Annotated in this window: 23 protein-coding genes and 1 pseudogene; 10 read left to right on the forward strand and 14 right to left on the reverse strand. The window is 74.4% G+C overall.

Annotation, left to right across the window (positions count from 1 at the left end):
* Positions 1-32: 32 nt before the first annotated feature.
* Positions 33-275 carry a hypothetical protein gene (locus BJ983_RS27095; protein WP_179796654.1) on the reverse strand — a complete coding sequence of 81 codons (243 nt, stop codon included), beginning with the start codon at positions 273-275 and terminating at the stop codon, positions 33-35.
* Positions 276-590: 315 nt separating this feature from the next.
* Here BJ983_RS27095 and BJ983_RS27100 point away from each other — a divergent pair, with 315 nt between their 5' ends.
* A complete protein-coding gene (locus BJ983_RS27100) occupies positions 591-1,820 on the forward strand; it encodes a threonine ammonia-lyase (protein WP_218890496.1) in 1,230 nt (409 codons plus the stop codon).
* Positions 1,821-1,824: 4 nt separating this feature from the next.
* Here the strand turns inward: BJ983_RS27100 and greA are convergent, their stop codons facing one another.
* Positions 1,825-2,319, reverse strand: coding sequence for a transcription elongation factor GreA (gene greA, locus BJ983_RS27105; protein WP_179796656.1), 495 nt, complete (start codon positions 2,317-2,319; stop codon positions 1,825-1,827).
* Between the two features lie 303 nt (positions 2,320-2,622).
* Here greA and mca point away from each other — a divergent pair, with 303 nt between their 5' ends.
* The 4 genes and pseudogenes from mca to BJ983_RS27125 form a co-directional block, all read left to right on the forward strand.
* On the forward strand, positions 2,623-3,531 hold the full coding sequence (gene mca / locus BJ983_RS27110; RefSeq protein WP_246326626.1) for a mycothiol conjugate amidase Mca: 909 nt from the start codon (positions 2,623-2,625) through the stop codon (positions 3,529-3,531).
* Positions 3,531-3,833, forward strand: a complete 303-nt coding sequence (locus BJ983_RS27115; protein WP_179796657.1) for a hypothetical protein — start codon at positions 3,531-3,533, stop codon at positions 3,831-3,833. Before mca ends, BJ983_RS27115 begins: the two co-directional genes overlap by 1 nt.
* A 46-nt stretch (positions 3,834-3,879) precedes the next feature.
* Positions 3,880-5,889 (forward strand): thioredoxin domain-containing protein, encoded by a 2,010-nt coding sequence (locus tag BJ983_RS27120; RefSeq protein ID WP_179796658.1) that lies wholly within the window; start codon positions 3,880-3,882, stop codon positions 5,887-5,889.
* A gap of 188 nt (positions 5,890-6,077) precedes the next feature.
* Positions 6,078-6,668, forward strand: a pseudogene (locus tag BJ983_RS27125) (hypothetical protein); the annotation flags it as partial.
* A 95-nt stretch (positions 6,669-6,763) separates the two neighbouring features.
* Here the strand turns inward: BJ983_RS27125 and trhA are convergent.
* A complete protein-coding gene (gene trhA / locus BJ983_RS27130) occupies positions 6,764-7,435 on the reverse strand; it encodes a PAQR family membrane homeostasis protein TrhA (protein ID WP_179796659.1) in 672 nt (223 codons plus the stop codon).
* A gap of 106 nt (positions 7,436-7,541) precedes the next feature.
* Here trhA and BJ983_RS27135 point away from each other — a divergent pair, with 106 nt between their 5' ends.
* On the forward strand, positions 7,542-8,321 hold the full coding sequence (locus tag BJ983_RS27135; RefSeq protein ID WP_179796660.1) for an isoprenyl transferase: 780 nt from the start codon (positions 7,542-7,544) through the stop codon (positions 8,319-8,321).
* 223 nt (positions 8,322-8,544) lie between these two features.
* On the opposite strand, the gene BJ983_RS27140 is transcribed toward BJ983_RS27135, so the two are convergent.
* Positions 8,545-8,874 carry a hypothetical protein gene (locus BJ983_RS27140; RefSeq protein WP_179796661.1) on the reverse strand — a complete coding sequence of 110 codons (330 nt, stop codon included), beginning with the start codon at positions 8,872-8,874 and terminating at the stop codon, positions 8,545-8,547.
* 340 nt (positions 8,875-9,214) lie between these two features.
* Here BJ983_RS27140 and BJ983_RS27145 point away from each other — a divergent pair, with 340 nt between their 5' ends.
* On the forward strand, positions 9,215-10,498 hold the full coding sequence (locus BJ983_RS27145) for a DUF885 domain-containing protein (RefSeq protein WP_179796662.1): 1,284 nt from the start codon (positions 9,215-9,217) through the stop codon (positions 10,496-10,498).
* Positions 10,499-10,863: 365 nt separating this feature from the next.
* Positions 10,864-12,195 carry an RNA 5'-3' helicase PhoH2 gene (phoH2, locus tag BJ983_RS27150; protein ID WP_179796663.1) on the forward strand — a complete coding sequence of 444 codons (1,332 nt, stop codon included), beginning with the start codon at positions 10,864-10,866 and terminating at the stop codon, positions 12,193-12,195.
* A 77-nt stretch (positions 12,196-12,272) separates the two neighbouring features.
* Here phoH2 and BJ983_RS27155 read toward each other — a convergent pair whose 3' ends face one another.
* Genes BJ983_RS27155 through glpX form a run of 6 tightly spaced genes read right to left on the reverse strand, consistent with a single transcriptional unit; the run spans position 12,273 to position 19,181 of the window.
* A complete protein-coding gene (locus BJ983_RS27155; RefSeq protein WP_179796664.1) occupies positions 12,273-13,712 on the reverse strand; it encodes a GuaB1 family IMP dehydrogenase-related protein in 1,440 nt (479 codons plus the stop codon).
* A gap of 31 nt (positions 13,713-13,743) precedes the next feature.
* A complete protein-coding gene (locus tag BJ983_RS27160) occupies positions 13,744-13,965 on the reverse strand; it encodes a hypothetical protein (protein ID WP_179796665.1) in 222 nt (73 codons plus the stop codon).
* Positions 13,966-14,012: 47 nt separating this feature from the next.
* Entirely contained in the window at positions 14,013-15,173 is a 1,161-nt protein-coding gene (locus tag BJ983_RS27165; protein ID WP_179796666.1) for a glycosyltransferase, read from the reverse strand.
* A gap of 35 nt (positions 15,174-15,208) precedes the next feature.
* Positions 15,209-16,708, reverse strand: coding sequence for an ATP-dependent DNA ligase (locus BJ983_RS27170; protein ID WP_179796667.1), 1,500 nt, complete (start codon positions 16,706-16,708; stop codon positions 15,209-15,211).
* Between the two features lie 2 nt (positions 16,709-16,710).
* Positions 16,711-18,120: a class II fumarate hydratase gene (locus BJ983_RS27175; RefSeq protein WP_179796668.1), complete on the reverse strand. Its 1,410-nt coding sequence runs from the start codon at positions 18,118-18,120 to the stop codon at positions 16,711-16,713.
* Between the two features lie 17 nt (positions 18,121-18,137).
* Positions 18,138-19,181, reverse strand: coding sequence for a class II fructose-bisphosphatase (glpX, locus tag BJ983_RS27180; RefSeq protein WP_179796669.1), 1,044 nt, complete (start codon positions 19,179-19,181; stop codon positions 18,138-18,140).
* 98 nt (positions 19,182-19,279) lie between these two features.
* On the opposite strand from glpX, the gene BJ983_RS27185 reads away from it, so the two are divergent.
* The gene (locus BJ983_RS27185) at positions 19,280-19,828 is read left to right on the forward strand and encodes a DUF4245 domain-containing protein (RefSeq protein WP_179796670.1); all 549 of its coding nucleotides are present in this window, start codon (positions 19,280-19,282) and stop codon (positions 19,826-19,828) included.
* Positions 19,829-19,897: 69 nt separating this feature from the next.
* Here the strand turns inward: BJ983_RS27185 and BJ983_RS27190 are convergent, their stop codons facing one another.
* The 4 genes from BJ983_RS27190 to BJ983_RS27205 all read right to left on the reverse strand — a co-directional run bounded on the left by BJ983_RS27190 (position 19,898) and on the right by BJ983_RS27205 (position 22,951).
* Complete coding sequence (locus BJ983_RS27190) at positions 19,898-20,857, reverse strand: hypothetical protein (protein WP_179796671.1); 960 nt, start codon at positions 20,855-20,857, stop codon at positions 19,898-19,900.
* A gap of 24 nt (positions 20,858-20,881) precedes the next feature.
* Positions 20,882-21,088, reverse strand: a complete 207-nt coding sequence (locus BJ983_RS27195) for an exodeoxyribonuclease VII small subunit (RefSeq protein WP_179796672.1) — start codon at positions 21,086-21,088, stop codon at positions 20,882-20,884.
* 92 nt (positions 21,089-21,180) lie between these two features.
* The gene (xseA, locus tag BJ983_RS27200) at positions 21,181-22,395 is read right to left on the reverse strand and encodes an exodeoxyribonuclease VII large subunit (RefSeq protein WP_179796673.1); all 1,215 of its coding nucleotides are present in this window, start codon (positions 22,393-22,395) and stop codon (positions 21,181-21,183) included.
* A 7-nt stretch (positions 22,396-22,402) separates the two neighbouring features.
* Entirely contained in the window at positions 22,403-22,951 is a 549-nt protein-coding gene (locus BJ983_RS27205) for a lipid droplet-associated protein (protein WP_179796674.1), read from the reverse strand.
* Between the two features lie 117 nt (positions 22,952-23,068).
* Between BJ983_RS27205 and BJ983_RS27210 the strand changes: the two genes are divergently transcribed.
* Positions 23,069-24,052: a 4-hydroxy-3-methylbut-2-enyl diphosphate reductase gene (locus BJ983_RS27210; protein WP_179796675.1), complete on the forward strand. Its 984-nt coding sequence runs from the start codon at positions 23,069-23,071 to the stop codon at positions 24,050-24,052.
* Positions 24,053-24,072 lie beyond the last annotated feature (20 nt).

The raw sequence follows: 24,072 nt of genomic DNA on the forward strand, positions 1-24,072 counted from the left end.
GCGCTCGCGGGTCTTCGCGACGCCGGGGCGGGTCAGCCCCGGCGCGCGTCCGCCTGGTCCTCGGCGGAGCCGTGCGGCGCGGTGTGGCCCGGCGTCACGAGCGACGGCACGCTGCAGCCGCCCACGAGGACGGGACCGTGCTGCGTGCTCACCAGCGTGCCCGGGTCGTCGCACCCCGCCCGCTCGACGGTGAACACGGCCGCCCCGGTCAGGGCGGCGGCGGCGAGGAGCGGCGCGACCATTCCCACGCGGGCGACACGTCGACGCGTCTCCATCGGGCCCTCCCCTGGAATCTCACGCTCTCACCACAGGCTACCGACCACGTCCGATGCCCACGCCCGTTCGGTTCGGGTGGTCCGGTCGGCGTCCGCACCCACGCGGCGACCGGACCGTGGGACGGCCCGGACACGCCTCGGTTGCCCGTCCGTCGCGGGGTGGAACCGGTCGGCGACGTCACCACGACGCCGGGAACTTCCGCCCGTCCGGCCCTCTCCTCCCCGCGTGAGGGGAACCCTCATGCCACAAGAGCGCTCGATTCCTCCCCTCACGCAGGACGGGGGTTGCGGGGCGGAGGTCGGCGGTGGGGCACCATGCGGTCCGTGCCGACCCTCGTCACCCGCGCCGACGTCGAGGCCGCCCGCGCCGAGCAGCACGGCGTCGTGCGCCGGACCCCGGTCGAGCCGTCCCGGGTGCTGTCCGGGCCCGCCGGGGGCCCGGTGCTCCTCAAGTGCGAGAACCTGCAGCGCACCGGCAGCTTCAAGATCCGGGGCGCGTACCGGCGAATCCAGCGGCTCTCCGACGCCGAGCGGGCGCGGGGCGTGGTGGCGGCGAGCGCCGGAAACCACGCCCAGGGCGTCGCGCTCGCCGCGGGCCTGCTCGGGGCCGAGGCGACCGTGTTCATGCCTGCCGGTGCACCGCTGCCGAAGCTCGCGGCGACGCGGGGCTACGGGGCGCGGGTCGAGCTCGTCGACACCTTCGACGCCACCCTGCTCGAGGCGCAGGCGTTCGCCGACCGGACCGGGGCGGTGCTCATCCACCCCTTCGACCACCCCGACATCATCGCCGGGCAGGGCACCGCCGGGCTCGAGATCGCCGAGCAGGTGCCCGACGCCCGCACCGTGGTGGTCTGCACCGGGGGAGGCGGTCTCGTCGCCGGCATCGCGGCCGCCCTGCACGGGAGCGGGGTGCGGGTCGTCGGCGCCCAGGCCGAGGGGCTCGCCGCGTGGCCGCCGTCGCTGGCCGCCGGCGCCCCGACGTCCGTCGCGGGCGCCACCATCGCCGACGGCATCGCCGTGCCCCGCCCCGGCGACCTCACGTTCGCGCAGGTGGCCGCGCAGGTCGACGAGATGGTGACCGTGTCCGAGGAGGCCCTGAGCCGGGCCGTGCTCCAGTGCCTGGAGCGCAGCAAGCTGCTGGTGGAGCCGGCCGGCGCCGCGGCGGTGGCGGCGATCGCCGAGTACCCGGGCCGCTGGGAGCCGCCCGTCGTCGCGCTGCTCTCGGGCGGGAACGTCGACCCGCTGATGCTCGCGGAGTTCGTGCGGCGCGGCATGGTCGCGGCCGGGCGCTACGCCGGCCTACGGGTCCGCATCCCGGACCGGGCCGGCTACCTCGCCGACCTGCTCGCCCTCGTCGGACGGCTCGGGGGCAACGTGGTCGACGTCGAGCACCGTCGCCTCGGCGCGTCGGCCGACCTCGGCCCGCTGGCCCTGGGGACGGTCGAGGTGGCGCTGACGCTGGAGGCCCGCGGCCCCGAGCACCAGGACGCGATCCTCACGGCCCTCCGCGACGCGGCGTACGTCGTCGCGGAGGGTGCCGTGTGAGCGATCAGGGCGAGTACGGCTCCGCGGAGACCAGCGTGACCTCCATCGACCCGCCGTCGGGAAGGTCGTAGCTCACGGTGTCGCCGGCCTTGGCGCCGATCAGCGCCGAGCCCAGGGGGGAGTTCGGGGAGTAGACCTCGATCGACCCGGCCGAGCCCTCCTCGCGGGAGCCGAGCAGGAAGGTCTCGGTGTCGTCGTCGCCCTCGAAGCGCACGGTGAGCACGGTGCCCGGGACGGCGGTCCCCGACTCGGTGGGCGTCTCGCCGACCTTCGCGGTGTGCAGCAGCTCCTGGAGGTGGCGGATCCGCGCCTCCATGACGCCCTGCTCCTCGCGGGCGGCGTGGTAGCCGCCGTTCTCCTTGAGGTCGCCCTCCTCGCGCGCGGCGTTGATCTTCTGCGCGATCGCGGGACGCTGCCCCACCAGGTCGTCGAGCTCGGCCTTGAGGCGGTCGTGGGCGTCCTGGGTCAGCCAGGTCACCTGGGTCTGCGTCTCGGTCACGGCGATCAACTCCTCGGAGGTCCGGTCCCGCGGGCTGCGGGGCGGCGGCCTGCGCACGTCACGACCCGGGCGGGATGCCCGGACGGAAGGCGTCCACAGACGGAAAAACACGACCCGCGGCATGCGGGCCGTGTCGGTGGACACTAACACGGTCGGGGCCTCGGGGAGCCGGTACGAACTTCGCCGCCGGGAGGTTCCCGGATCTCCGGAGAAAGTCACAGGGCCCTGCTCACCTGCGACGATCCCCCTCGCGCGCCCCCGGGACCCGGTGGGCGCGGCAGACTGTCGGGGGGTCGGGGGATGATGGTGGGCGTGGGAGATCAGCTGCGTCTCATGACGGTGCACGCGCACCCCGACGACGAGTCGAGCAAGGGCGCCGCCACGTGCGCGCGCTACGTCGCCGAGGGTGCCGAGGTCATGGTCGTGACCTGTACCGGCGGGGAGGCCGGGAGCATCCTCAACCCGGCCATGGACCGGCCCGAGGTGCTGGCCGACATGGTGGGGGTGCGCCGCGAGGAGATGCGCCGCGCCGCCGAGATCCTCGGCGTCGAGCACCGGTGGCTCGGCTTCGTGGACTCCGGGCTGCCCGAGGGCGACCCGAAGCCCCCGCTGCCCGAGGGCTGCTTCGCCCTGGAGCCGCTCGAGGTGCCCACCGAGGCCCTCGTGCGGGTGATGCGCGAGTTCCGGCCGCACGTGGTGGTGACCTACGACGAGAACGGCGGCTACCCCCACCCGGACCACATCAGGTGCCACGAGGTGTCGATGGCGGCGTGGGAGGCCTGCGGGGACCCTGACCGGTTCCCGGAGGCGGGCGAGCCGTGGCAGCCGCTGAAGCTCTACTACTCGCACGGCTTCTCGAAGGCGCGCATCATCGCCTTCCACGAGGCGCTGATCGCCGCCGGCCTGGAGTCGCCGTGGGCGGAGTGGCTGGAGAACTGGAAGGACGACCGGCCCGACCCCGGGACCCGCGTCACCACCCGCGTGCGCTGCGCCGAGTACTTCCCGGTGCGCGACCGGGCGCTGCTGGCGCACGCCACCCAGATCGACCCCAACGGCCGCTGGTTCTCGATGCCGATCGAGATGCAGCAGCAGGTGTGGCCCACCGAGGAGTACGAGCTCGCCCGCTCCCTGGTGGGGGAGCAGGACGACACCGAGTCGCTCGTCGACGGCGACCTGTTCTCCGGGGTGCGCGAGCGGGTGCTGACGTCGTGATGCCCGCGAGCCTGGTCGTGCTGCTGGCCCAGGCCCAGCCGCCGGCCCCCGGTGCCGACCGCGGGGAGGAGTTCGGCAAGACCTCGCCGATCGCCCTCGTGGTCATCCTGCTGCTCGGCGTCGCCACCTTCCTGCTGATCCGCTCGATGACCAAGCGGCTGCGCAACGTCCCGGCGTCCTTCGACCCCCCGGGGTCGGACGACGAGGCGGACGCCGGGCCGGACGGCCGCGGGCCCGCGGGCCCGTCGTCGGGGCCGGTGGACTCCCCGTCACCGGGGAACCGGGCCGGCCCGGAGGGCTGACACCGACGGCTGAGGGGCCCGGTGACGCCGTGCGACCATCGTCGGCATGGCCAACCGGCTCGCCGACTCGACCAGCCCCTACCTGCGCCAGCACGCCGACAACCCGATCGACTGGCGGCCGTGGGAACCGGCCGCGTTCGCGGAGGCCCGCGAGCGCGGTGTCCCGGTCCTGCTCTCGGTCGGCTACTCCGCCTGCCACTGGTGCCACGTCATGGCGCACGAGTCGTTCTCCGACCCGCAGGTGGCCGCCTTCGTCAACGAGCGGTTCGTGTCGATCAAGGTGGACCGCGAGGAGCGGCCGGACGTCGACGCGGTCTACATGGAGGCCACCCAGGCGATGACCGGCCAGGGCGGCTGGCCGATGACCTGCTTCCTCACGCCCACCGGCGAGCCGTTCCACTGCGGCACCTACTACCCGGCCGAGCCCCGCGGCGGGATGCCGTCGTTCACCCAGCTCCTCGCCGCCGTGGCGAAGGCGTGGGAGACCGACAACGACACCGTGCGCTCCGCCGCCGCGGGGATCGCCGAACGCCTGGCCGGGGTGGCCCGCTCCCTGCCCGCGGCGCCGGTCGACGCGGAGGTGCTGGCGGGCGCGGCCACGTCCCTGGAGTCGGCGTTCGACGCGACCTCGGCCGGGTTCGGCGGGGCTCCGAAGTTCCCGCCGTCCTCGGTGTGCGAGTTCCTGCTGCGCCACCACGAGCGGACGCGCAGCGCCGCGGCGTGGCGGATGGTCACCGCCACCCACGAGCGGATGGCCCGTGGCGGCCTGCAGGACCAGCTCGCCGGCGGGTTCGCCCGCTACTCGGTCGACGCCCGGTGGGTGGTGCCGCACTTCGAGAAGATGCTCTACGACAACGCGCTCCTGCTGCGCAGCTACGCCCACGAGGCCCGGCTCGGGGGCGTGCTCGCCCGGCACGTGACCGAGCTGACCGCGGCCTTCCTGCTCCGCGACCTGCGCACCGCCGAGGGCGGTTTCGCGGCGGCGCTCGACGCGGACGCGGCGGGGGTGGAGGGCTCGACCTACGTCTGGTCGCCCGCCGAGCTGGTGGACGTCCTGGGCCCCGAGGAGGGCGCCTGGGCGGCGGAGCTGCTCGGCGTGACCGCGGAGGGGACCTTCGAGGAGGGCCGGTCGACGCTGCAGATGCCGGTCGACCCGGACGACCCGGCGCGGTGGCAGGCGGCCCGCCGGGCCCTGCTCGCGGCGCGGTCGCGGCGCCCGCAGCCGGCCCGCGACGACAAGATCGTGGCCGCGTGGAACGGGCTCGCGATCACCGGGCTCGTCGAGGCGGCCGGGGCCCTCGGCCGGTCCGACCTGCTGGCCGCGGCCCGGCGTGCGGGCGCCGTGCTGCTGCGCGTCCACGTGGTGGACGGGCGGCTGCGCCGGACGTCGCGGGACGGCGTGGTGGGCGATGCCCCCGGCGTCCTCGAGGACCACGCGGCGCTGGCGGAGGGGCTGCTCGCGCTGCACCAGGCGACCGGGGAGGCCCGGTGGCTCGACGAGGCGTGCCGGCTGCTCGACCTCGCCCTGACCCACTTCGCCGACGCCGACCCCGGCCTGTTCTGGGACACCGCCGACGACGCCGAGGCACTCGTCAGCCGCCCGCGGGAGATCACCGACGGCGCCACACCGTGCGGCTCGTCGGTGCTGACCGCCGCCCTGCTGACGGCGTCCGTGCTCGTCGGTCCGGAGCGCTCCGCCCGGTACCGCGAGGCCGCCGACGCGGCCCTCACGACGGCGGGCACCCTGCTCGCCCGCCACGCCCGGTTCGCGGGCGGGTGGGCCGCGGCCGCGGAGGCGTCCCTGACGGGCCCGCTGCAGGTCGCGGTGGTCGGTGCGAGCCCGGCGGACCGGGAGACCCTGCTGGTCGCCGCCCGTCGCCACGCCCCGGGCGGGACCGTCGTGATCGGCGGCGAGCCCGACGCCCCGGGCGTCCCGTTGCTGGCCGCCCGCCCCCTCGTCGACGGCGGGCCCGCCGCCTACGTGTGTCGCGGGTTCGTCTGCGAGCGGCCCGTGACCACGCCCGACGAGCTCGCCGGGGCCCTGCACGCGGGCTGACCGCCGCCCCGAGGTGCACACCAGGCAGCCCCGACGGCTCGGGAGCCTGCCTGACGTGGACCTCGCGGCGGGTCGCCCCACCCGAGGGGAGGGGCGTCCGCTCACCGCGAACCGGCTCGACCGCTGCACCCTCGTAATGCTGTAATCAATGCATCGCACGACGGCGACGCACGAAGGAGCCGATGATGATGGTGGGACGAGGACACCGGGGACGCCCGAGCGGCGGGGGACGGGTCGGTCGGGGCGGACGCCCCGCGAACGACCTCCCCGCGGTCGACGACCTCGAGGCCTGGCTGGCCGGGCGGCTACCCGACGGCTGGTTCGTGGGCACCCCCGAGGTGACCGTGGACCGCGAGGAGATCCTGATCGTCGGGCAGCTGGCCGCCCCCGAGGTCGAGGGCGACGCCGCCGCCCGGGCCGCGAGCGCGGTCGGACGGATCAGCCGGTTCCGCGAGGAGTCCCGCGAGGACCGGATGGAGATCGCACGGCAGGCCGAGCACCGCTACGGGCGCAAGGTCGCGTGGGGCGCGCGGATCGCGGACGGCGACGGCGGGGTGGAGGAGCTCTTCACCACGCTGTCGGTGCCGGTGATGACGCGGCTGCGCCAGCCGGAGCGTCGGGTGCTGGACACGCTGGTCGACGCCGGGGTGGCGCGCTCGCGCTCGGAGGCGCTGGCCTGGGCGGTCGCCCTGGTCGGGGAGCACACCGAGCCGTGGCTCGCGGAGCTCCGCGAGGCGATGAGCACGGTGGACGAGCTCCGCACCCGGGGGCCGCGCCTGGACCCCCTATCGGCGTCCTCGGATGCATTGTCGGGAGCTACGGCGGAGGAGATCCCGGAGGAGACGCCCGAGGAACAGGACGGGCCCGGCGGGGATCAGGCGTAGAGGATCAGCCAGATCGCGATGTGGTGACAGATCGCGGCGACGACGGTCGCCGCGTGGAAGAACTCGTGGTAGCCGAAGGTGTTCGGCCAGCCGCGCGGTCGCCGCAGGGCGAAGCCCACGGCGCCGAGGGTGTAGAACGCGCCGCCCACCACGAGCAGCACGAACGCGGCGACGCCGCCGCGGGCGAGCAGGTCGGGGAGCACGAACACCGCGACCCAGCCGAGGGCCAGGTAGATCGGGACGCCGATCCACCGCGACGTGTGCGGGCGCAGCAGCTTGAGGGCCGCGCCCGCGAGGGCGCCGACCCAGACGACGGCGAGGACGATCAGGCCGGTGGTCTCGGGCAGCGCCAGCACCGCGAAGGGCGTGTACGTCCCGGCGATGAACACGAAGATCATCGCGTGGTCGAGGCGCTTCATCGTGGTGCGGGCGCGGACCGAGGTCCACGACCTCCGGTGGTAGAGCGCGCTGACCCCGAAGACGCCGAGCACCGTCGCCGAGTACACGGCGACCGCAGCGGCGGCCTCGCCCGACACCGTGGCGCCGGCGAGGGCGATCAGCGTGGCCCCGGCGGCGATGCCCACGGCGAAGGACCACAGGTGCAGCCAGCCCCGCAGCCGCGGCTTGACGGGCGTCGTCCGGTGGGAGTCGACGATGGTCACGCCTGCAGAGAGTAGGACAACGGGCTGTGAATGCGGAGAACTCCCGTGGTCGAGTGGGTGACGAGGGGGTCCGGGCGGGGTGGGTGGCCGCGTAGCCTGGCCGCCCGTGAGCGTGCGCGACAACATCCGTGAGGTGGCCTACTCGCTCTACGAGCGACGGCTGCGTCGCAAGGTCGCCGCCAGCCACCCGCCCCGTCACGTCGGGGTGATCCTCGACGGCAACCGCCGCTGGGCGAAGGAGGTCGGCCTCACCGACCCCAGCGACGGGCACCGGGTCGGGGCCCGCAAGATCGTCGACATGCTCGACTGGGCCGACGAGGCCGGCGTCGAGGTCGTCACGCTCTTCATGCTCTCCACCGACAACGTCGGTCGGCCGCCGGCGGAGCTCGAGGCGCTGCTGGAGATCATCGCCACCGCCGTGGAGGGCCTCGCCGCGCCGGACCGGGACTGGCGGCTGCGCATCGTCGGTTCCCTGGACCTGGTGCCGGCCCCGACCGCCGCGCGGTTGACGGCGGCGGCGGACTCGACGCAGGGCCGCACGGGACTGCAGGTCAACGCGGCCGTCGGCTACGGCGGACGGCAGGAGATCGCGGACGCGGTGCGCAAGCTGCTGCTGCGCCACGCGGAGGCGGGGACGTCGATCGAGGAGCTCGCCGAGGTCCTCGACGTCGACCACATCGCGGAGAACCTCTACACGACGGGCCAGCCCGACCCGGACCTGGTGATCCGGACCTCGGGGGAGCAGCGGCTCTCGGGGTTCCTCATGTGGCAGTCGGTGTACTCGGAGTTCTATTTCACCGAGGCGTTCTGGCCGCAGTTCCGGCGCATCGATTTCCTGCGGGCGCTGCGGGACTATTCCGAACGCAATCGCCGGTACGGCGGATAGGGCGCACAGCACGACGCACCGGCGCACCCGTGCCATCCCCCGATGGGCACGGATACGCCGGTGCGTCGCCGTTCATGCATCAACTCTTCCCGACGGCGGGTGCGGGTCCGCTCCCACACTTTCCGCGTCCGTCGTCCGGGGAGATCAGGTCGTGCTCGTCGAACACACGTCGGCGGGTGCGGAGCCGCTCCCAGGGCTCCGGCACCCGCCGTCGTGGAGCGGATCAGCCGTTGACGGCGCCCAGGAGGCCGATCGCGGCGCTGATCGGGGCCTGGACGTTCGTGTTGCCCAGGTTCACGAGGCCGGTCTGGTCGCCGAAGAAGCCCTGCTCGTTGCTGGCCGACGGGCTGAAGTCGTCGTCGCTGAAGCGGATGTTGCCGCGGTCGTTGTCACGGTCACGGTCGCCGTGGTGGTGGCCGTGGTCGTGGCCGCGGTCCCAGCTGTGGTCGTGGCCGGTGGAGGAGGGCATGTCGCCCGCGAACGCGGTCCCGGAGAGCGCCGCCACGCCCGCCGCGGTACCCAGCACGATCATTCCCGCCTTCTTCAGCAGCATTCGAGATTCTCCTCAGGAGTGTGTGGTTCCCCGATTCGGTACCGGGGAGCCGCTTTCGTGTTTTCCGATCTCACGGACGGTGTGACCGGATGACATGAACTCTAACGGGGCGACCCCGACGAAGGATTCGCCGGTTACCCGATCGAGTGGCACCTACTTCACACTGCGACTTGAGTGCATTCTCCGGGTGAGACGTGCTGCAGAAGGCGGTCCGACCGGCGCCCGGTGAGCGCATTCAGCTGTCGCTGCGTGATCCACCTCGACACCCGACCGTCGTATTCAGCGACGCGGTGTCCGCTCCGAGGCCCGATCCGGCGACGACGGGTAACGTTCCCCGACGGTGGACGGAACGGACGACGACGGCCTCGACGGGGTCGCTCGGGCCTACGTGCGGCTCGGCCTGCGCCTCGGACGCGTGGTGCCCGGCCTCGTCGACGCCCACCTCGGTGACGCCGCCGAGGCGGAGCGTGCGGAGGCGGGCCCGCCCCCCGATCCGGTCGCCCTGGGCAGGGAGGCGGTCGCGCTGCGCCACCGGCTCGCGGGCCGGTCCGGACGGCGGGTGGAGTACCTCGACGCGCAGCTCGCGGCCTGCGAGGTCGTCGCACAGCGGGCGGCCGGCGGCGAGGCGGAGTTCTCCGCGGAGGTCCGCGGGTGTCTGGGCGTCACGATCGCGCCGGGCGACCAGGACCACTACCGCGCCGCCCACGACGACCTGGCCGCCCTGCTCGGCGTCCCGCTGCGTCGGTTGCCCGCCGCGATGGCCGCGTTCCGCGACGCCGACCGGGTGCCGGCCGCGGTCCTGCGTGAGGCGACCGCGGCGGTGCTGGCGGGGCTGCGGGAGGCGACCGCGGACGCCGTCGGGCTGCCGGCGGGGGAGCGGGTCGACCTCGAGGTGGTGGCGGGCGCGCCGTGGGCCGGGTTCACCCGGCGGACCGGACCGCGCCGCTCGGTCATGCAGGTCGCGGTGGACGCCGGGCACCGCTGGAGCCACCTGGCCCTGCTCGCCGCGCACGAGGCCTACCCGGGCCACCACACCGAGGCGGCCCGGACCGAGGGCACCCGCCTCCCCGAGCGCACGCTGCTGCTCGCGCGGACCCCGCAGAGCCTCGTCGCCGAGGGGGCGGCGGAGCTGGGGCTCGAGGCCGTCGTCGGGCCGGACTGGGGACGGTGGTCCGCGGAGCGCCTCGCCCACGTCGCCGGGGCGCCCGGGCCGGACCGGGCCGCGCTGGGGCAGGCCCTCGAGACCGCGAGCGAGCCGCTCGCGAGCGTCCGCCAGGACGCCGCGCTGCTCCTGCACGGTTCGTCGGCACCCGACCGGGAGCACCGGGCGCGGGCCCACCTGCGGCGCTGGCTGCTGGTCGACGACGACCGCGCCGGCCGCATGCTGGGGTTCCTGCTGCACCCGCGCTGGCGGGTCCACACCACCACCTACGTCGAGGGAGCCCGCCTGGTGCGGCCCTGGCTCGCGGCGCGGCCGCCCGGTACGAGCGCGGGGACGCGCTTCGCGCGCCTGCTCGACGAGTCCTGGACCCCGGCGATGCTCCGCCGCGAGATCGAGGTGGCGGCCCGCGGCGAGCGGTACCCCCGACACGTCGACGACACGCCGATGTCGCCCAGCGTGTGACCTCCGACCCGAAATTGTCACGCTCGGCGCGCGACAACGACCGGTCACCGGCTGTACCGTCCGCCTCGACGGCGCCGTAGCGGATGCGGACCGTCCGGGGAGGCCGGAGAACGTGACGGGTCGGTTCGGGACACGGTGCCGTGGCACCGCCGGAGCTGCGGGGTCCGCCCCCGGCCCGGCGGCCCGTGGTCCCGTCGAACGGGCCGACGCGGCGGGAGGGCCGGCACCCGGTCCTCGTGCACGGCGTCGGAGAGGGAGGTCCCCCGGCGGGGGCCCGCCTCGACGGCACCGCATCACGACCTAGGTCAACTCGTCCCAGCGAGGACTCCGGTCGTGGGTGTCGCGACCGGCACGAGGGAGTAGCCGTGAGCGCAGAGCACGTCGCACAGCCCCCGTCGGTCACCCCGATCACGTACGTCCTGGACACCTCGGTCCTGCTCAGCGACCCGTGGGCCCCCACCCGCTTCGCCGAGCACGAGGTGGTCGTGCCGCTGGTCGTCATCACCGAGCTGGAGGGCAAGCGCCACCACCCGGAGCTCGGGTGGTTCGCCCGGGAGGCCCTGCGCCTCCTCGACGACCTCCGCATCCGGCACGGCCGGTTGGACCAGCCGATCGCGGTCACGCCCGAGGGCGGATCCCTGCGCATCGAGCTGAACCACACCGACCCGTCGGTCCTGCCCGCGGGCTTCCGCACCGGGGAGAACGACGCGCGCATCCTCGCGTGCGCCGCGAACCTCGCGAAGGAGGGCGCCCGGGTCACCCTGGTCACCAAGGACATGCCGCTGCGCGTCAAGGCGGCGGCGGTCGGGTTGCCGGCCGACGAGTACCACGCCCAGGACGTCGTGACGTCGGGCTGGACCGGCATGGCCGAGGTGACCGCCGACCCGCGCGAGATCGCCGACCTGTTCGCCGAGGGCCTGACCGACGTCGAGGCGGCCCGCGACCTGCCCTGCCACACCGGGCTGCGGCTGCTCGCGGGCGGCTCCTCCGCCCTCGGGCGCGTCACCCCGGACAAGCAGGTGCGCCTCGTCCGTGGCGACCGTGACGTCTTCGGGCTGCACGGGCGCTCCGCCGAGCAGCGCATCGCGATCGACCTGCTGAGCGACCCCGACGTCGGGATCGTCTCGCTCGGCGGCCGCGCCGGGACGGGCAAGTCGGCCGTGGCCCTCTGCGCGGGCCTCGAGGCGGTGCTCGAGCGCCAGCAGCACCGCAAGATCATCGTGTTCCGCCCCGTCTATGCCGTCGGTGGGCAGGACCTCGGCTACCTGCCCGGGGGCGGCGACGAGAAGATGGCCCCCTGGGCGCAGGCGGTGTTCGACACCCTCGGCGCGATGGTCTCGACGAACGTCGTCGAGGAGGTCATCGAGCGCGGCATGCTCGAGGTGCTCCCGCTGACCCACATCCGCGGACGCTCGCTGCACGACGCGTTCGTGATCGTGGACGAGGCCCAGTCCCTGGAGCGCAACGTCCTGCTGACCGTGCTCTCGCGGCTCGGCACCAACTCGCGGGTCGTGCTCACCCACGACGTCGCCCAGCGCGACAACCTGCGCGTCGGTCGCCACGACGGCATCGCCGCGGTGATCGAGAAGCTCAAGGGCCACCCGCTGTTCGCCCACGTCACGCTCACCCGCTCCGAGCGCTCGCCGATCGCGGCGCTCGTGACGGAGATGCTGGAGGGTGAGGCGGGCGGCGCGTAGCCCGTGTCGGGCGGAGGGCCCCGTCGGTCGGACACGTCGACCGACGGGGCCCTTCGTTCACGACGGCGGGTCGCGCCTCACCAGCCGGTCGGCAGGGGGCGACCCTCCGCGAAGCCGGACGCCGACTGGATGCCGAGCACCGCGCGCTCGTGGAACTCCTCGAGCGTCGACGCGCCGGTGTAGGTGCAGGCCGACCGGACACCGGCGCAGATCGAGTCGAGCAGGTCCTCGACGCCGGGGCGTGCCGGGTCGAGCCGCATCCGCGAGGACGAGATGCCCTCCTCGAACAGCCCCTTGCGGGCCCGGTCGAACGCCGAGTCGGTGCGGGTCCGGGCGGACACGGCGCGCTTCGACGCCATGCCGAACGACTCCTTGTACGGCGCGCCGTGCTCGTCGCGCTGCAGGTCGCCGGGGGACTCGTAGGTGCCGGCGAACCAGGAGCCGACCATCACCGCGGAGGCGCCCGCCGCGAGGGCCAGCGCCACGTCGCGGGGATGGCGCACCCCGCCGTCGGCCCAGATGTGCTTCCCGCGGGCCCGGGCGGCCGCGGCGCACTCGGCGACGGCGGAGAACTGCGGGCGCCCGACCCCGGTCGCCATCCGGGTGGTGCACATGGCGCCGGGGCCGACCCCGACCTTGACCACGTCCGCGCCCGCCTCGATGAGGTCGACGGTGCCGGCGGCGGTCACGACGTTGCCCGCCACGACGACGGCGTCCGGCGCCGCCGCGCGGACGGTGCGCAGCGCGGAGATCGTCTTCTCCTGGTGGCCGTGCGCGGTGTCGACCACGAGGACGTCGACGCCGGCGGCGACGAGTTCCTTGGTGCGGGTGGCGACGTCGCCGTTCACGCCCAGCGCCGCCGCCACCCGCAGGCGGCCGTCGGCGTCGAGGGCGGGCGCGTAGACCTCCGCGCGCAGGGCGCCGGTACGCGTCAGCACGCCGGCGAGGCGCCCGTCGGCCTCGATGCCGAGCGCGAGGTCACCGGCGCCGGGGGCGGACAGCGCGTCGAACACCGCGCGCGGCTCGGTGCCCACCGGCACCGTCACGGCCGGCACGAGGACGTCGGCGAGCCGGGTGAAGCGGTCGACGCCGGCGCAGTCGGCCTCGCGCACGACGCCGAGCGGTCGCCCGCCCTCGTCGGCGACCACCACCGCGCCGTGGGCCCGCTTGCTCACCAGGTTCAGCGCGTCCGCGACCGCCTCGCCCGGGTTCAGGACGACGGGGGTGTCCCAGACGGTGTGCCGCGACTTCACCCCGGCGACGGTGTCGGCGACGGCGGCCGGGTCGACGTCCTGCGGGATGACGGCCATCCCGCCGCGGCGCGCGAGCGTCTCGGCCATCCGGCGCCCGGAGACCGCCGTCATGTTCGCCGCGACGATCGGGATCGTGGCCCCGCTCGGGTCGGCCACCGCGAGGTCGACGTCGAACCGGGACGCCACGTCGGACCGCTCGGGGACGAGGAAGACGTCGTCGTAGGTCAGGTCGTGGGCCGGGGTATGGCCGTCGATGAACCGCACGTGCGCACAGGTTACCCGGCGCGCGGGGGAGTCAGCGACGAGCTGCGTCGACCCGCTCCTCGGCCTCCGCGACGAGCACGTCCAGGTCGACCCCCACGAGCCGCTCGCCGAGGTGGGCCTCGACGAGCGCCTCCACCTCCGCGGCGACGGCCGGATCGACGATGCGGACGGCACGCGGCATCTCGTCGGCCCCGGGGGCCAGCGAGATCGCGACGAGTGAGGTGGGCTCGTAGCTCGCCAGGCGGATCTCCATACGTCCGAGTGTGCCCCGACGACGGTCACGATCACAGGTCGTGCCGGTCACGCTCGGACGAGGGACTCCGTGCGCTCCACGAAGGCGGTCACCGGCGGCAGGGCGAGCATGGCCCGCTGGGCGGCCCGGGCGCGGTCGCGCACCGACCCGTCGTCGAGGACCGCCGTCAGGTCGGCGGCGAGCGAGGAGCCGTCCGTCCGCCGCCCGAGGCCGAGGGCGGCGATCCGGCCCGCGCTCGCGAACTGGTCCCCGAACTGCGGGAACGCCACCATCGGCACCCCGTGCCGGACCGCCTCGCGCACCGTGTTGTAGCCGCCGTGGGTGACCATCGCGTCGGCGACCTGCAGCAGCAGCGGCTGCGGGACCCACCGCTCCAGGTGGACGTGCGGGGCGGGCTCGACCTCGCAGGCCAGGCCGCCGGTGGCCACCACCACCTCCGCGTCCACCTCGTTCGCCGCCGCCACGAGCGCCCGCAGCCCGGCCGCCGGATCGACGGGCGGACCGCCCGGCGCCGACCGTCCGGAGCTCGCCATCATCGGCAGGGCCGTCCCGAGCGAGGCGACCACGAGGCGTCGCCCGGCCGGGAGCGCCGCGACCCACTCCGACAGCCGCCGCCCGTCGCGGTCCACCTCGTCGTCCTGTCGGTAGGCGAAGGCGTCCGGCAGCCACGACGGTGCGAAGGAGAACGCCGCGGGCATGCAGTCGAGCCGACCGTACGGCGCGAGGGCGTGCGCGTCGGCCGGGGCCGGCAGCCCGAGCTCGGTGCGGCACGCCGTCAGCAGCGGACCGACGTGCAGCGGGTCGAGGACGTGGGCGGCCCCGGACGGCGCCGGCAGGTGCGGCACGCCCAGCTCCTCGGCCCGCAGCATCCCGGCGAACTCCCCGCCGTCGCGCAGCACCAGGTCGACCGGGCCGAGCTCGCGCAGCGCCCGGACCTCGTCGACGAGGTGCTCGCCGGCGAACACGCGGGCCACGACGGCCGCCGGGTCGGGGTCGTCCCCCAGGGCCTCGATGCGCGGGACGAACCGGGCCGCCGCCTCGGACATCGGGACCAGCACCGGCGCCACCGTCACCGGGGCGCCGTCGAACGCGGACGCCAGGTCCGGGGGACAGGCCACCACCACGTCGTGCCCGGCCGCGCCGACCGCACGGGCGAACGGCAGGACGGCCCGGGCGTGCGAGGGCGACGCGGTGACGGTGGTGAGCATGCGCACGGATCGGGGATGCCCCGTCGTCGGGACGATCAGCGGCGCAGCGCCCGAAGTGTGTCGAGGGTGTCGGTCTCGGCGAGCGGCTTGTCGTCGCGGTAGCGGACCACCCGGGCGAAGCGCAGCGCGACACCACCGGGGTAGCGGGTGGACGTCTGCACCCCGTCGAGCTCGATCTCCACGACGATCTCCGGCCGCAGGTACACGGTGGACGCGTCGCGCGACGTCTCGTACTGCGGAAACGTCTCGGTCTGCCAGCGCAGGGTCTCGTCGGTCATCCCCTTGAAGGTCTTGCCGACCATCACGAACCCGTCGTCGGTACGGGCGCCGAGGTGGATGTTCGACAGCCACCCCCGCCGCCGTCCGGACCCCCACTCGCACGCCAGGACCACGAGGTCGAAGGTGTGCGACGGCTTGATCTTCTGCCAGGCCTTCCCGCGTCGGCCTGCGGTGTAGGTCGAGTCGAGGGCCTTGACCATCGAGCCCTCCTGGCCCGCCGCCAGCGCCTCGCGGATCGCCTCGGCGGCCCGCTCCGGCGTCGGGCGGAGCACCGACGGGATCACCCGGTCCCCGACGATCTCCGCGAGTTCCCGACGACGGGTCTCCAGGGGTTCGTCGACCAGGTCCCGGCCGTCACGGTGCAGGCAGTCGAAGTACCAGGGCTGCATCGCCCCGTTGCCCAGGCCCTTCATCGACTCCTGGAACGCCCGCGGCCGCCCGTCCTCCGCGACCGCGAGCGTCTCGCCGTCCAGCACGACGGTGTCCACGGGCAGTTCGCGGGTGAGCGCGACGATCTCCGGGACGGCGTCGGTGATCTCGTGCAGCGTGCGCGACCAGACCCGCACCTCGTCGCCGCGGCGGTGGACCTGGATGCGGGCGCCGTCGAGCTTGTGCTCGACGACGATCTCGCTGCCCAGGTCGGCCAGGGTGTCCTCGAGGGAGTCGCCGGGGGAGGCGAGCATCGGACGGACCGGCCGCATCACCTCGAGCCCGACCGCCTCCAGGGCGGCCACCGGGTCCTCGCTGCCCAGCGCCGTCCACGCGGTCTCGGGCAGCTGCCCGGAGAGCATGAACGCCCGGCGCACCACGTCGGCGGGCACCTCCGCAGCGGCGGCCACGGCCTCGACCATGAGCCCCTCGAGCGCGCCCTGACGCAGTTCGCCGCCGAGCAGCCGGACGAGGAAGCGGCCCTCGTCGGCGGTGGCGGCGCCGAGCAGCGCCGACAGCTCCGCCGACCGCCGGGCGCCCACCCCGGTCCCCGACCCGGCGAGCGCCGCCAGGCGGTCCAGCGCCGCCTCGACGTCGGGAACGGACAGCGACGGCTCGTCGGCCGGGGAGACCTCGACCCCGGACAGCGTCCGCCAGCCGATCCCGGTGCGGCCCTGCCGCATGAACCCGGCGAGCCACGCCGTCACCGGCGCCACCTCGCCGGGCGCCGCGTCGGCCAGGACCGCCGCGAGCGCGGCGGTCTTGGCCTTGCGGGACCGGGTCGCCCCGACCTCGGCGGAGGTCGCGACGACCCGGGCGAACAACACGGTCAGCTGTCCACCCGCGTCATGGCGAGCACGTCGAGCGCGGTGTCGAGCTGCTCCTGGGTGAGCTTGCCGTCGCGGACGTAGCCGTCGGCCTCGATGACCTCGCGGATCGTCCTGCGCTCCTTCATCGCCTTCTTCGCGATCTTCGCCGCCTCCTCGTAGCCGATGAGGCGGTTGAGCGGCGTGACGATCGCCGAGGACGACTCGGCGTAGCGGCGGCAGGCCTCCTCGTCGGCCTCGGTGCCCTCGAGGACGCGGTCGGCGAGCAGGCGGGCGGCGTTCGCGAGCAGGCGGGCCGACTCGAGGATGTTGCGCGCCATCACCGGCATCATGACGTTGAGCTCGAGGTTGCCCTGGGTGCCGGAGAAGGCGACCGTCGCGTCGTTCCCGATGACCTGGGCGCAGACCATCATCGTGGCCTCGCAGATCACCGGGTTGACCTTGCCCGGCATGATCGAGCTGCCCGGCTGCAGGTCGGGGATGCGGATCTCGGCGAGCCCGGTCGACGGGCCCGAGGACATCCAGCGGATGTCGTTGGCGATCTTGTACAGGCTCACCGCGACGGTGCGCAGCGCGCCGGAGACCTCGACGAGGCCGTCGCGGGCGCCCTGGGCCTCGATGTGGTCGCGGGCCTCGGTGAGCTCGGGAATCCCGGTGGACTGGCGCAGCTGCTCGACGACCTTGCCGCCGAAGCCCTCCGGGGTGTTGATCCCGGTGCCGACCGCGGTGCCGCCGATCGGCAGCTCGCCGAGGCGGGGGAGGGTCGCGCGGAGCCGCTCGCCGCCGTGGGTGCACTGCGTGGCCCAGCCGCCGGCCTCCTGGCCGAGCGTGATCGGCACGGCGTCCATGAGGTGCGTACGGCCGGACTTGACCACGTGCTTCCAGTCCTGCGCCTTGCGGTTGAGCACCGAGGCGAGGTGGTCGAGGCCCGGGATGGTGTCGCGGACGACGGCCTCGGTGGCCGCGAGGTGGATCGTCGTCGGGAAGACGTCGTTCGAGCTCTGCGAGGCGTTGACGTGGTCGTTCGGGTGGACCTTCTCGCCGCTCGCCCGCGAGGCGAGGGTGGCGATGACCTCGTTGGCGTTCATGTTCGAGCTGGTGCCCGAGCCGGTCTGGAACACGTCGATGGGGAACTCGCCGTCGTGCGCGCCCGAGGCGACCTCGTCGGCGGCGGCCGCGACGGCGTCCGCGATCCCGGCGTCGAGCACCCCCAGGTCCTTGTTCACCCGGGCGCACGCGCCCTTGACCAGGCCGAGGGCGCGGATCTGGGCCGGCTCGATCGGGCGGCCGGAGATCGGGAAGTTCTCCACCGCGCGCTGCGTCTGCGCCGCGTAGAGCGCCTGGGCCGGTACCTGGACCTCGCCCATGGTGTCGTGCTCGGTCCGGTACTCCTGCGCGCCGTTGCTGCTCATGGTCGTCATTGTGCCGCTCACTGCCAGGGGGACTCCTGCACGCCCTCGTCGTCGTCCCCGAGCTCGAAGCTGGAGTACTCCCGCAGCTTCGAGAGGCGGTGGTAGCCGTCGATGAGGCGCACGGTGCCGGACTTCGAGCGCATCACCAGCGACTGCGTCGTGGCCCCGCCGGCGCGGTAGTGCACGCCGCGCAGCAGGTCGCCGTCGGTGACCCCGGTGGCGCAGAAGAAGATGTTCTCCCCACGGACCAGGTCCCCGGTGTGCAGGACGCGCTCGAGGTCGTGCCCCGCGGCGACCGCCTTCTCGCGCTCCTCGTCGTCCTTCGGCCACAGCCGGCCCTGGAAGGAACCGCCCAGGCAGGTGATCGCGGAGGCGGCGATGATCCCCTCGGGCGTCCCGCCGATGCCCAGCAGGATGTCGACGCCGCTCTCGTTGCGGGCCGCGGCGATGGCCCCGGCGACGTCGCCGTCGGAGATGAAGCGGATGCGGGCCCCGGCGTCGCGGATCTCCTGGACGAGCTGGTCGTGGCGGGGGCGGTCGAGGACGCAGACCGTGACGTCGCGGACACCGCCGCCCTTGCGCTTCGCGATCGCGCGCAGGTTGTCCTTGACCGACCGCGTGATGTCCACGACGTCGGCGTACTCGGGCCCCACCGCGAGCTTCTCCATGTAGAAGACGGCCGACGGGTCGAACATCGCGCCGCGCTCGGCGACGGCGAGCACGGCGAGCGCGTTCGGCATGCCCTTGGCCATCAGGGTGGTGCCGTCGACCGGGTCCACGGCGACGTCGCACTCCGGGCCCTCCCCGTTGCCGACCTCCTCGCCGTTGAACAGCATCGGCGCCTCGTCCTTCTCGCCCTCCCCGATGACGACGACGCCGCGCATGGTCACCGAGCCGATGAGCTTGCGCATCGCGTCGACGGCCGCGCCGTCGCCGCCGTTCTTGTCCCCGCGCCCGACGAAGCGGCCGGCGGCCATCGCGGCCGCCTCCGTGACCCGGACGAGTTCGAGGGCCAGGTTCCGGTCCGGGGCCTCGGGACGACGGCGGGCGGGAGAGGTCACCGGGTGCGCTCCTTCTTACAGCTGGCGAGGGGTCGCCATCCTCCCAGATCAGGGCCTCGTCCGGCGCCGCGTCGAGCGCCACTGGAACGATGGAGCCCATGAGTTCGCCCAAGGCCGACCGCACCGGCGGCATCGGCCCGTTCGCGTTGGGCACGATCGTGCTCGCGGTCATCGTCCTGGCCCTCACCGGACTCACGCGGGCCTGCTCGGTCTCCTCGCCGGGCACGGTCGACCGCGGATCGGTGCAGCGCATCGACGTGGCCGACGCGACGCGGTCGGCGGCGGCCACCCTCCCGTTCCCGGTGCGCGGCCCCGCGATGCCGGCCGACTGGATCCCGCAGTCGACCGACATCCGGGACGTCGCGGGCGGCCGGGCGTTCCGGCTCGGCTGGCTCACCCCGGACAACACCTTCGTCCGCCTCGTGCAGTCGAACGGCACCGCCGAGGGCCTCGTCGCCTCGGAGCAGGGCGAGCCACAGGCCGGGGCGCCGGTGAGCGTCGACGGGCTGACCTGGGCGACCTACCGGGGGCTGCGCAGCGAGGCGATCTGGGTGAGCGACGTCGGCGGCGTGCGCTGGCTCGTCACCGGCGACGCGACCCCGGCCCGGTTCGTGCAGCTGATCACCGTGGCCCGCGGGTCGCCCTAGGCAGCACGTCAGCGGTGGCACACGGCTGACGTCCGGTATCAGCGGTGGCACACGGCTGGCCCTCGAGGGTCAGCGCGGGGGTGGGCCCCAGCCGGAGTCGTCGCGGGTCACGTACTCGCGCTCCTCCTGCTGCGCCCAGTCCGCCGTCGGGTCGGCGGCGGGGGCGGAGCGCGGCAGCCCTTCCTGCGGTCGTTCCCGACGCCGGGGCGGGTCGGCCTCCGTGGGCGGGTTCGCCCCGCCGGTGGCCGCGGCCGGCGGCCCCGGCTGCTCGACCCGTCGTCGGGAAGGGTCGGCGGCCCGGTCGGCGGCCCGGTCGGCCCAGGCGGCGGCCGCGACCCCCTCGCGGGCGAGCGAGTGGACGCTCTCGCGCATGGCGCGGGTCGAGGCGGCCCGCAGCTCCGCGGAGAAGACGGGCAGCGGGGCGAAGCGGCCGAAGGTGTCGCGCAGGAAGTGGGCGAGCAGCGTGGCCGTCGAGCGGGACCGCCACATCGTCCAGCCGACGTAGAGGTCCTGGCCGTAGGGCTGGACCAGCAGCATCGCGCGCTCCGCCCGCTGCCGGAACAGCAGCACCGGGACGCCCGCGACCGTGCTCGGCGCGACCTCGGCCGGGGTGCGGCGGGCGCGGGCGGCGCGGGTGACCCAGTCGTAGGCGCCGCGGGCGGCCCCGGCCCGGTTCTCCAGGAGCCGCGAGTACTCCGCGATCGGTTCCTTCGCGGGCGCGAAGAACGCCGCGACCCCGGCGAGGTAGAGCACCACGATCACGGCGAGCAGCACGTTCATCACGAGACGCCCGGTGATCGACGGCCCGGAGGTCGACGCGAGGTAGTCCAGCAGCAGGTAGATCACCAGCAGCACGGTCGGCGCGACGAGGAACGCGAGCGCCCGCATCAGGTGCGGCGAGAGCATCCGCCAGGAGACGACGTCCTCGACGAGCACGTCGGGATCGCGGTGGAGCCGGGTCTCGTCGTGGTAGCCGTCGTGCGCCTCGGCGATCGCGCGCTCCCAGGCCTCCTCCGGCGGGCTGCTCATGGGTCGTCAGTGTGGCGCACCCACCTACTCCTGCGACTCCGCCTCCCGGAGCACCGCGTCGACCTTCGCGCGGGCGCCCGCGAGGTGCCGTTCGCACACCCGGGCCAGCTCCTCGCCCCGTTCCCAGAGCGCGAGCGAGTCCTCCAGCGACAACCCGCCGGCCTCGAGCTTCGCCACGACCTGCGCGAGCTCGTCGCGGGCCTGTTCGTAGCCGGGCTCCTCGTCAGCCATGGTGCGTGCTCCGTTCCGTTGCCGTTCCCGGTCGTGTGCCGTCCCTGACGTCCAGTGTCAGCGGTGGGCCACGGCTGACCGGCGACGGCCGGTCATCCGTCGGCCTCGACCCGGGCGGTCACGGCGCCGTCGGCCAGCCGGACCCGCAGCAGGTCGCCCGGCTGCGCGTCGGCGGCGGCCCGCAGGACCGGGGAGCCGACGTCGCCACCACGCTGCACGATCGCGTAGCCGCGGGTGAGGGTGGCGGCGGGCCCGAGTGCCGTCAACGACGCGCGGCGGTGCCGGATGTCGGCCTCCCGCTCCCGCAGCGCGCGGTCCACGGTGCGGCGGGCACGATCGGTGAGGGCCGCGATCTCGCCGGCGCGGGCGTCGACGACGCGCAGCGGGTCCGCGAGGACGGGCCGCGCCCGCAGCCGGGCGATCAGGGCGTCCTCGCGGTCGACCCAGGCGTGCAGGGCGCGGCGGGCGCGGGTGCGCAGGGCGGCGAGGTGGGCGGTCTCCTCGGCGAGGTCGGGCACGATCCGTTTCGCGGCGTCGGTGGGCGTGGCGGCGCGGACGTCGGCGACGTGGTCGACCAGCGGGGTGTCCGGCTCGTGCCCGATCGCCGTGACGACGGGCGTGCGGCAGCGGGCGATGCCGCGGCAGAGGGCCTCGTCGGAGAACGGCAGCAGGTCCTCGACGCTACCGCCGCCGCGGGCGATGACGATGACCTCGACGGCGGGGTCGCGGTCGAGCGCCTCGAGGGCGTCGAGGATCTGGGGGACCGCCTGGACGCCCTGGGTCGCGGTGTTCTCCACGCGGAAGTGCACGGCCGGCCATCGCGTCGTCGCGACCGTGACGACGTCGTGCTCGGCCGCGCTCGCCCGGCCGGTGATGAGCCCGACGCAGGACGGCAGGCGGGGGAGCCGCCGCTTGCGGGCGACGTCGAACAGCCCCTCGGCGGCCAGGAGGGCGCGGAGCCGCTCGATGCGGGCGAGGAGCTCACCGACGCCGACCGCGCGCACCTCGTCGACCCGCAGCGAGAGCGTGCCGCGGCCGAAGAAGAACGAGAACTTGCCGTGGACCACCACGCGCTGGCCCTCGGTCAGGGCCTTCTCGCGGACGAGCGGGGTCGGCGCGGTCAGCGACAGCGAGACGTCCGCGGCGGGGTCCCGCAGCGTCAGGAAGGCCGTGCCGGTGCGCGCCGAGAGCTGCGTGAGCTGGCCCTCGACCCATACCGGCCCGAGCCGGTCGATCCACTTCGAGACCTTGAGCGCGACCGTGCGCACCGGCCACGGCGCGTCGGCGCTCGTGGCCGGTTCGGTCACTGCCCGGTCACTGCTCCGCGGTGAGCGTGGCGATGCGGTTGGTCAGCATCGTCACGAACGGCGGCCGGTCGGCGTGCGAGGACTCCCAGGCCAGGAGCTCGGTGAGGTCGTCGACCGAGAGGGTCCGCAGGCGGGCACGCAGCTGCGCGATGGTCATCGACTCGTAGCCGGGCAGCGCGTCGGGCGTGACGCTCGGCGTGTCCTCCGCGATCCCGACGGCGGGTGCGCCGGCGCCGCGCGGCCGGGCGTGGCCGTTGGTGGCGGCCTGCTCCAGCGAGGGGCGGGACGGGGCCTTGACGGCGCGGCCGGTGTCCACGTCGTCGTCGAACCGGGCCCACGAGGGCGCGTCCTCGACGGGGCGCCCGCCCTCGAGCGCGGTGTCGCCCTTGATGGCGAGCTCGGTGACGACCTGCTGCGCCCGCATGGACAGCTGCAGCACGGTGCTCACGGCGGTGATCGGCAGGCCGACGATCGTCCGCGGGAGGGCCTGGACCTCCTCGACCGCGGTGACGACCAAGCCGGCGGCGACGCGCACCGGGTACGGGAGGGAACTCATGACACCAGCCTGCCAGCACCTCCCGGTGGTGTGCGAATCGCCACGGGGGCACTGGTCACAGGTCACGTGGCCGTTCGCGCCGTGATCCACCGCCGGTGAATCCGTACCCTCGGGGACATGTCCGTCACCTCGGGACCTCCGACCACCACGCCGCGGGTGCTGCTGGCCAAGCCCCGCGGCTACTGCGCGGGGGTCGACCGTGCCGTCGTCGCCGTGGAGAAGGCCCTCGAGACCTACGGGCCGCCGGTGTACGTGCGGAAGGAGATCGTCCACAACCGCCACGTCGTGAACACGCTCGCCGCGCGTGGCGCCGTGTTCGTCGAGGACACCGCGCAGGTGCCCGAGGGCGCCACCGTCGTGTTCTCCGCGCACGGGGTCTCGCCGGCGGTGCACGCCGAGGCGGCGCAGCGCGAGCTGAAGACGATCGACGCCACCTGCCCGCTGGTGACGAAGGTCCACCAGGAGGCGAAGCGGTTCGCCCGCGAGGACTACGACATCCTGCTGATCGGGCACGAGGGCCACGAGGAGGTCGAGGGCACCTCCGGGGAGGCCCCCGAGCACATCCAGGTCGTCGACGGCCCCGCGGCGGTGTCCTCGGTCGAGGTGCGCGACCCGGAGAAGGTGATCTGGCTCTCGCAGACCACCCTGTCGGTCGACGAGACGATGCAGACCGTCTCCGCGCTGCGCGAGCGGTTCCCGGCGCTGTCCGACCCGCCCTCGGACGACATCTGCTACGCCACGCAGAACCGTCAGGTCGCGGTGAAGGCGATGGCGCCCCAGTGCGAGCTGGTCATCGTCGTCGGGTCGCAGAACTCCTCGAACTCGGTGCGCCTCGTCGAGGTGGCGTTGCAGGCCGGGGCGAAGGACTCGCATCTGGTCGACCACGCCGGCGAGATCGACGAGTCGTGGTTGGACGGGGTGTCGACCGTCGGCGTCACCAGCGGGGCCTCGGTGCCGGAGATCCTCGTCGGCGAGGTGCTGCACTGGCTCGCCGACCGTGGGTTCGGTGAGGTCGAGGAGATCACGACCGCCAACGAGAAGCTCACCTTCTCGCTCCCGCGCGAGCTCAAGCGGGACATGCGCCCCGACGCGGTGCGCTGAGGGTCCGCTCGGCGCCTGAT

Source organism: Actinomycetospora corticicola (assembly GCF_013409505.1).
Classification (GTDB): Bacteria; Actinomycetota; Actinomycetes; order Mycobacteriales; family Pseudonocardiaceae; genus Actinomycetospora; species Actinomycetospora corticicola.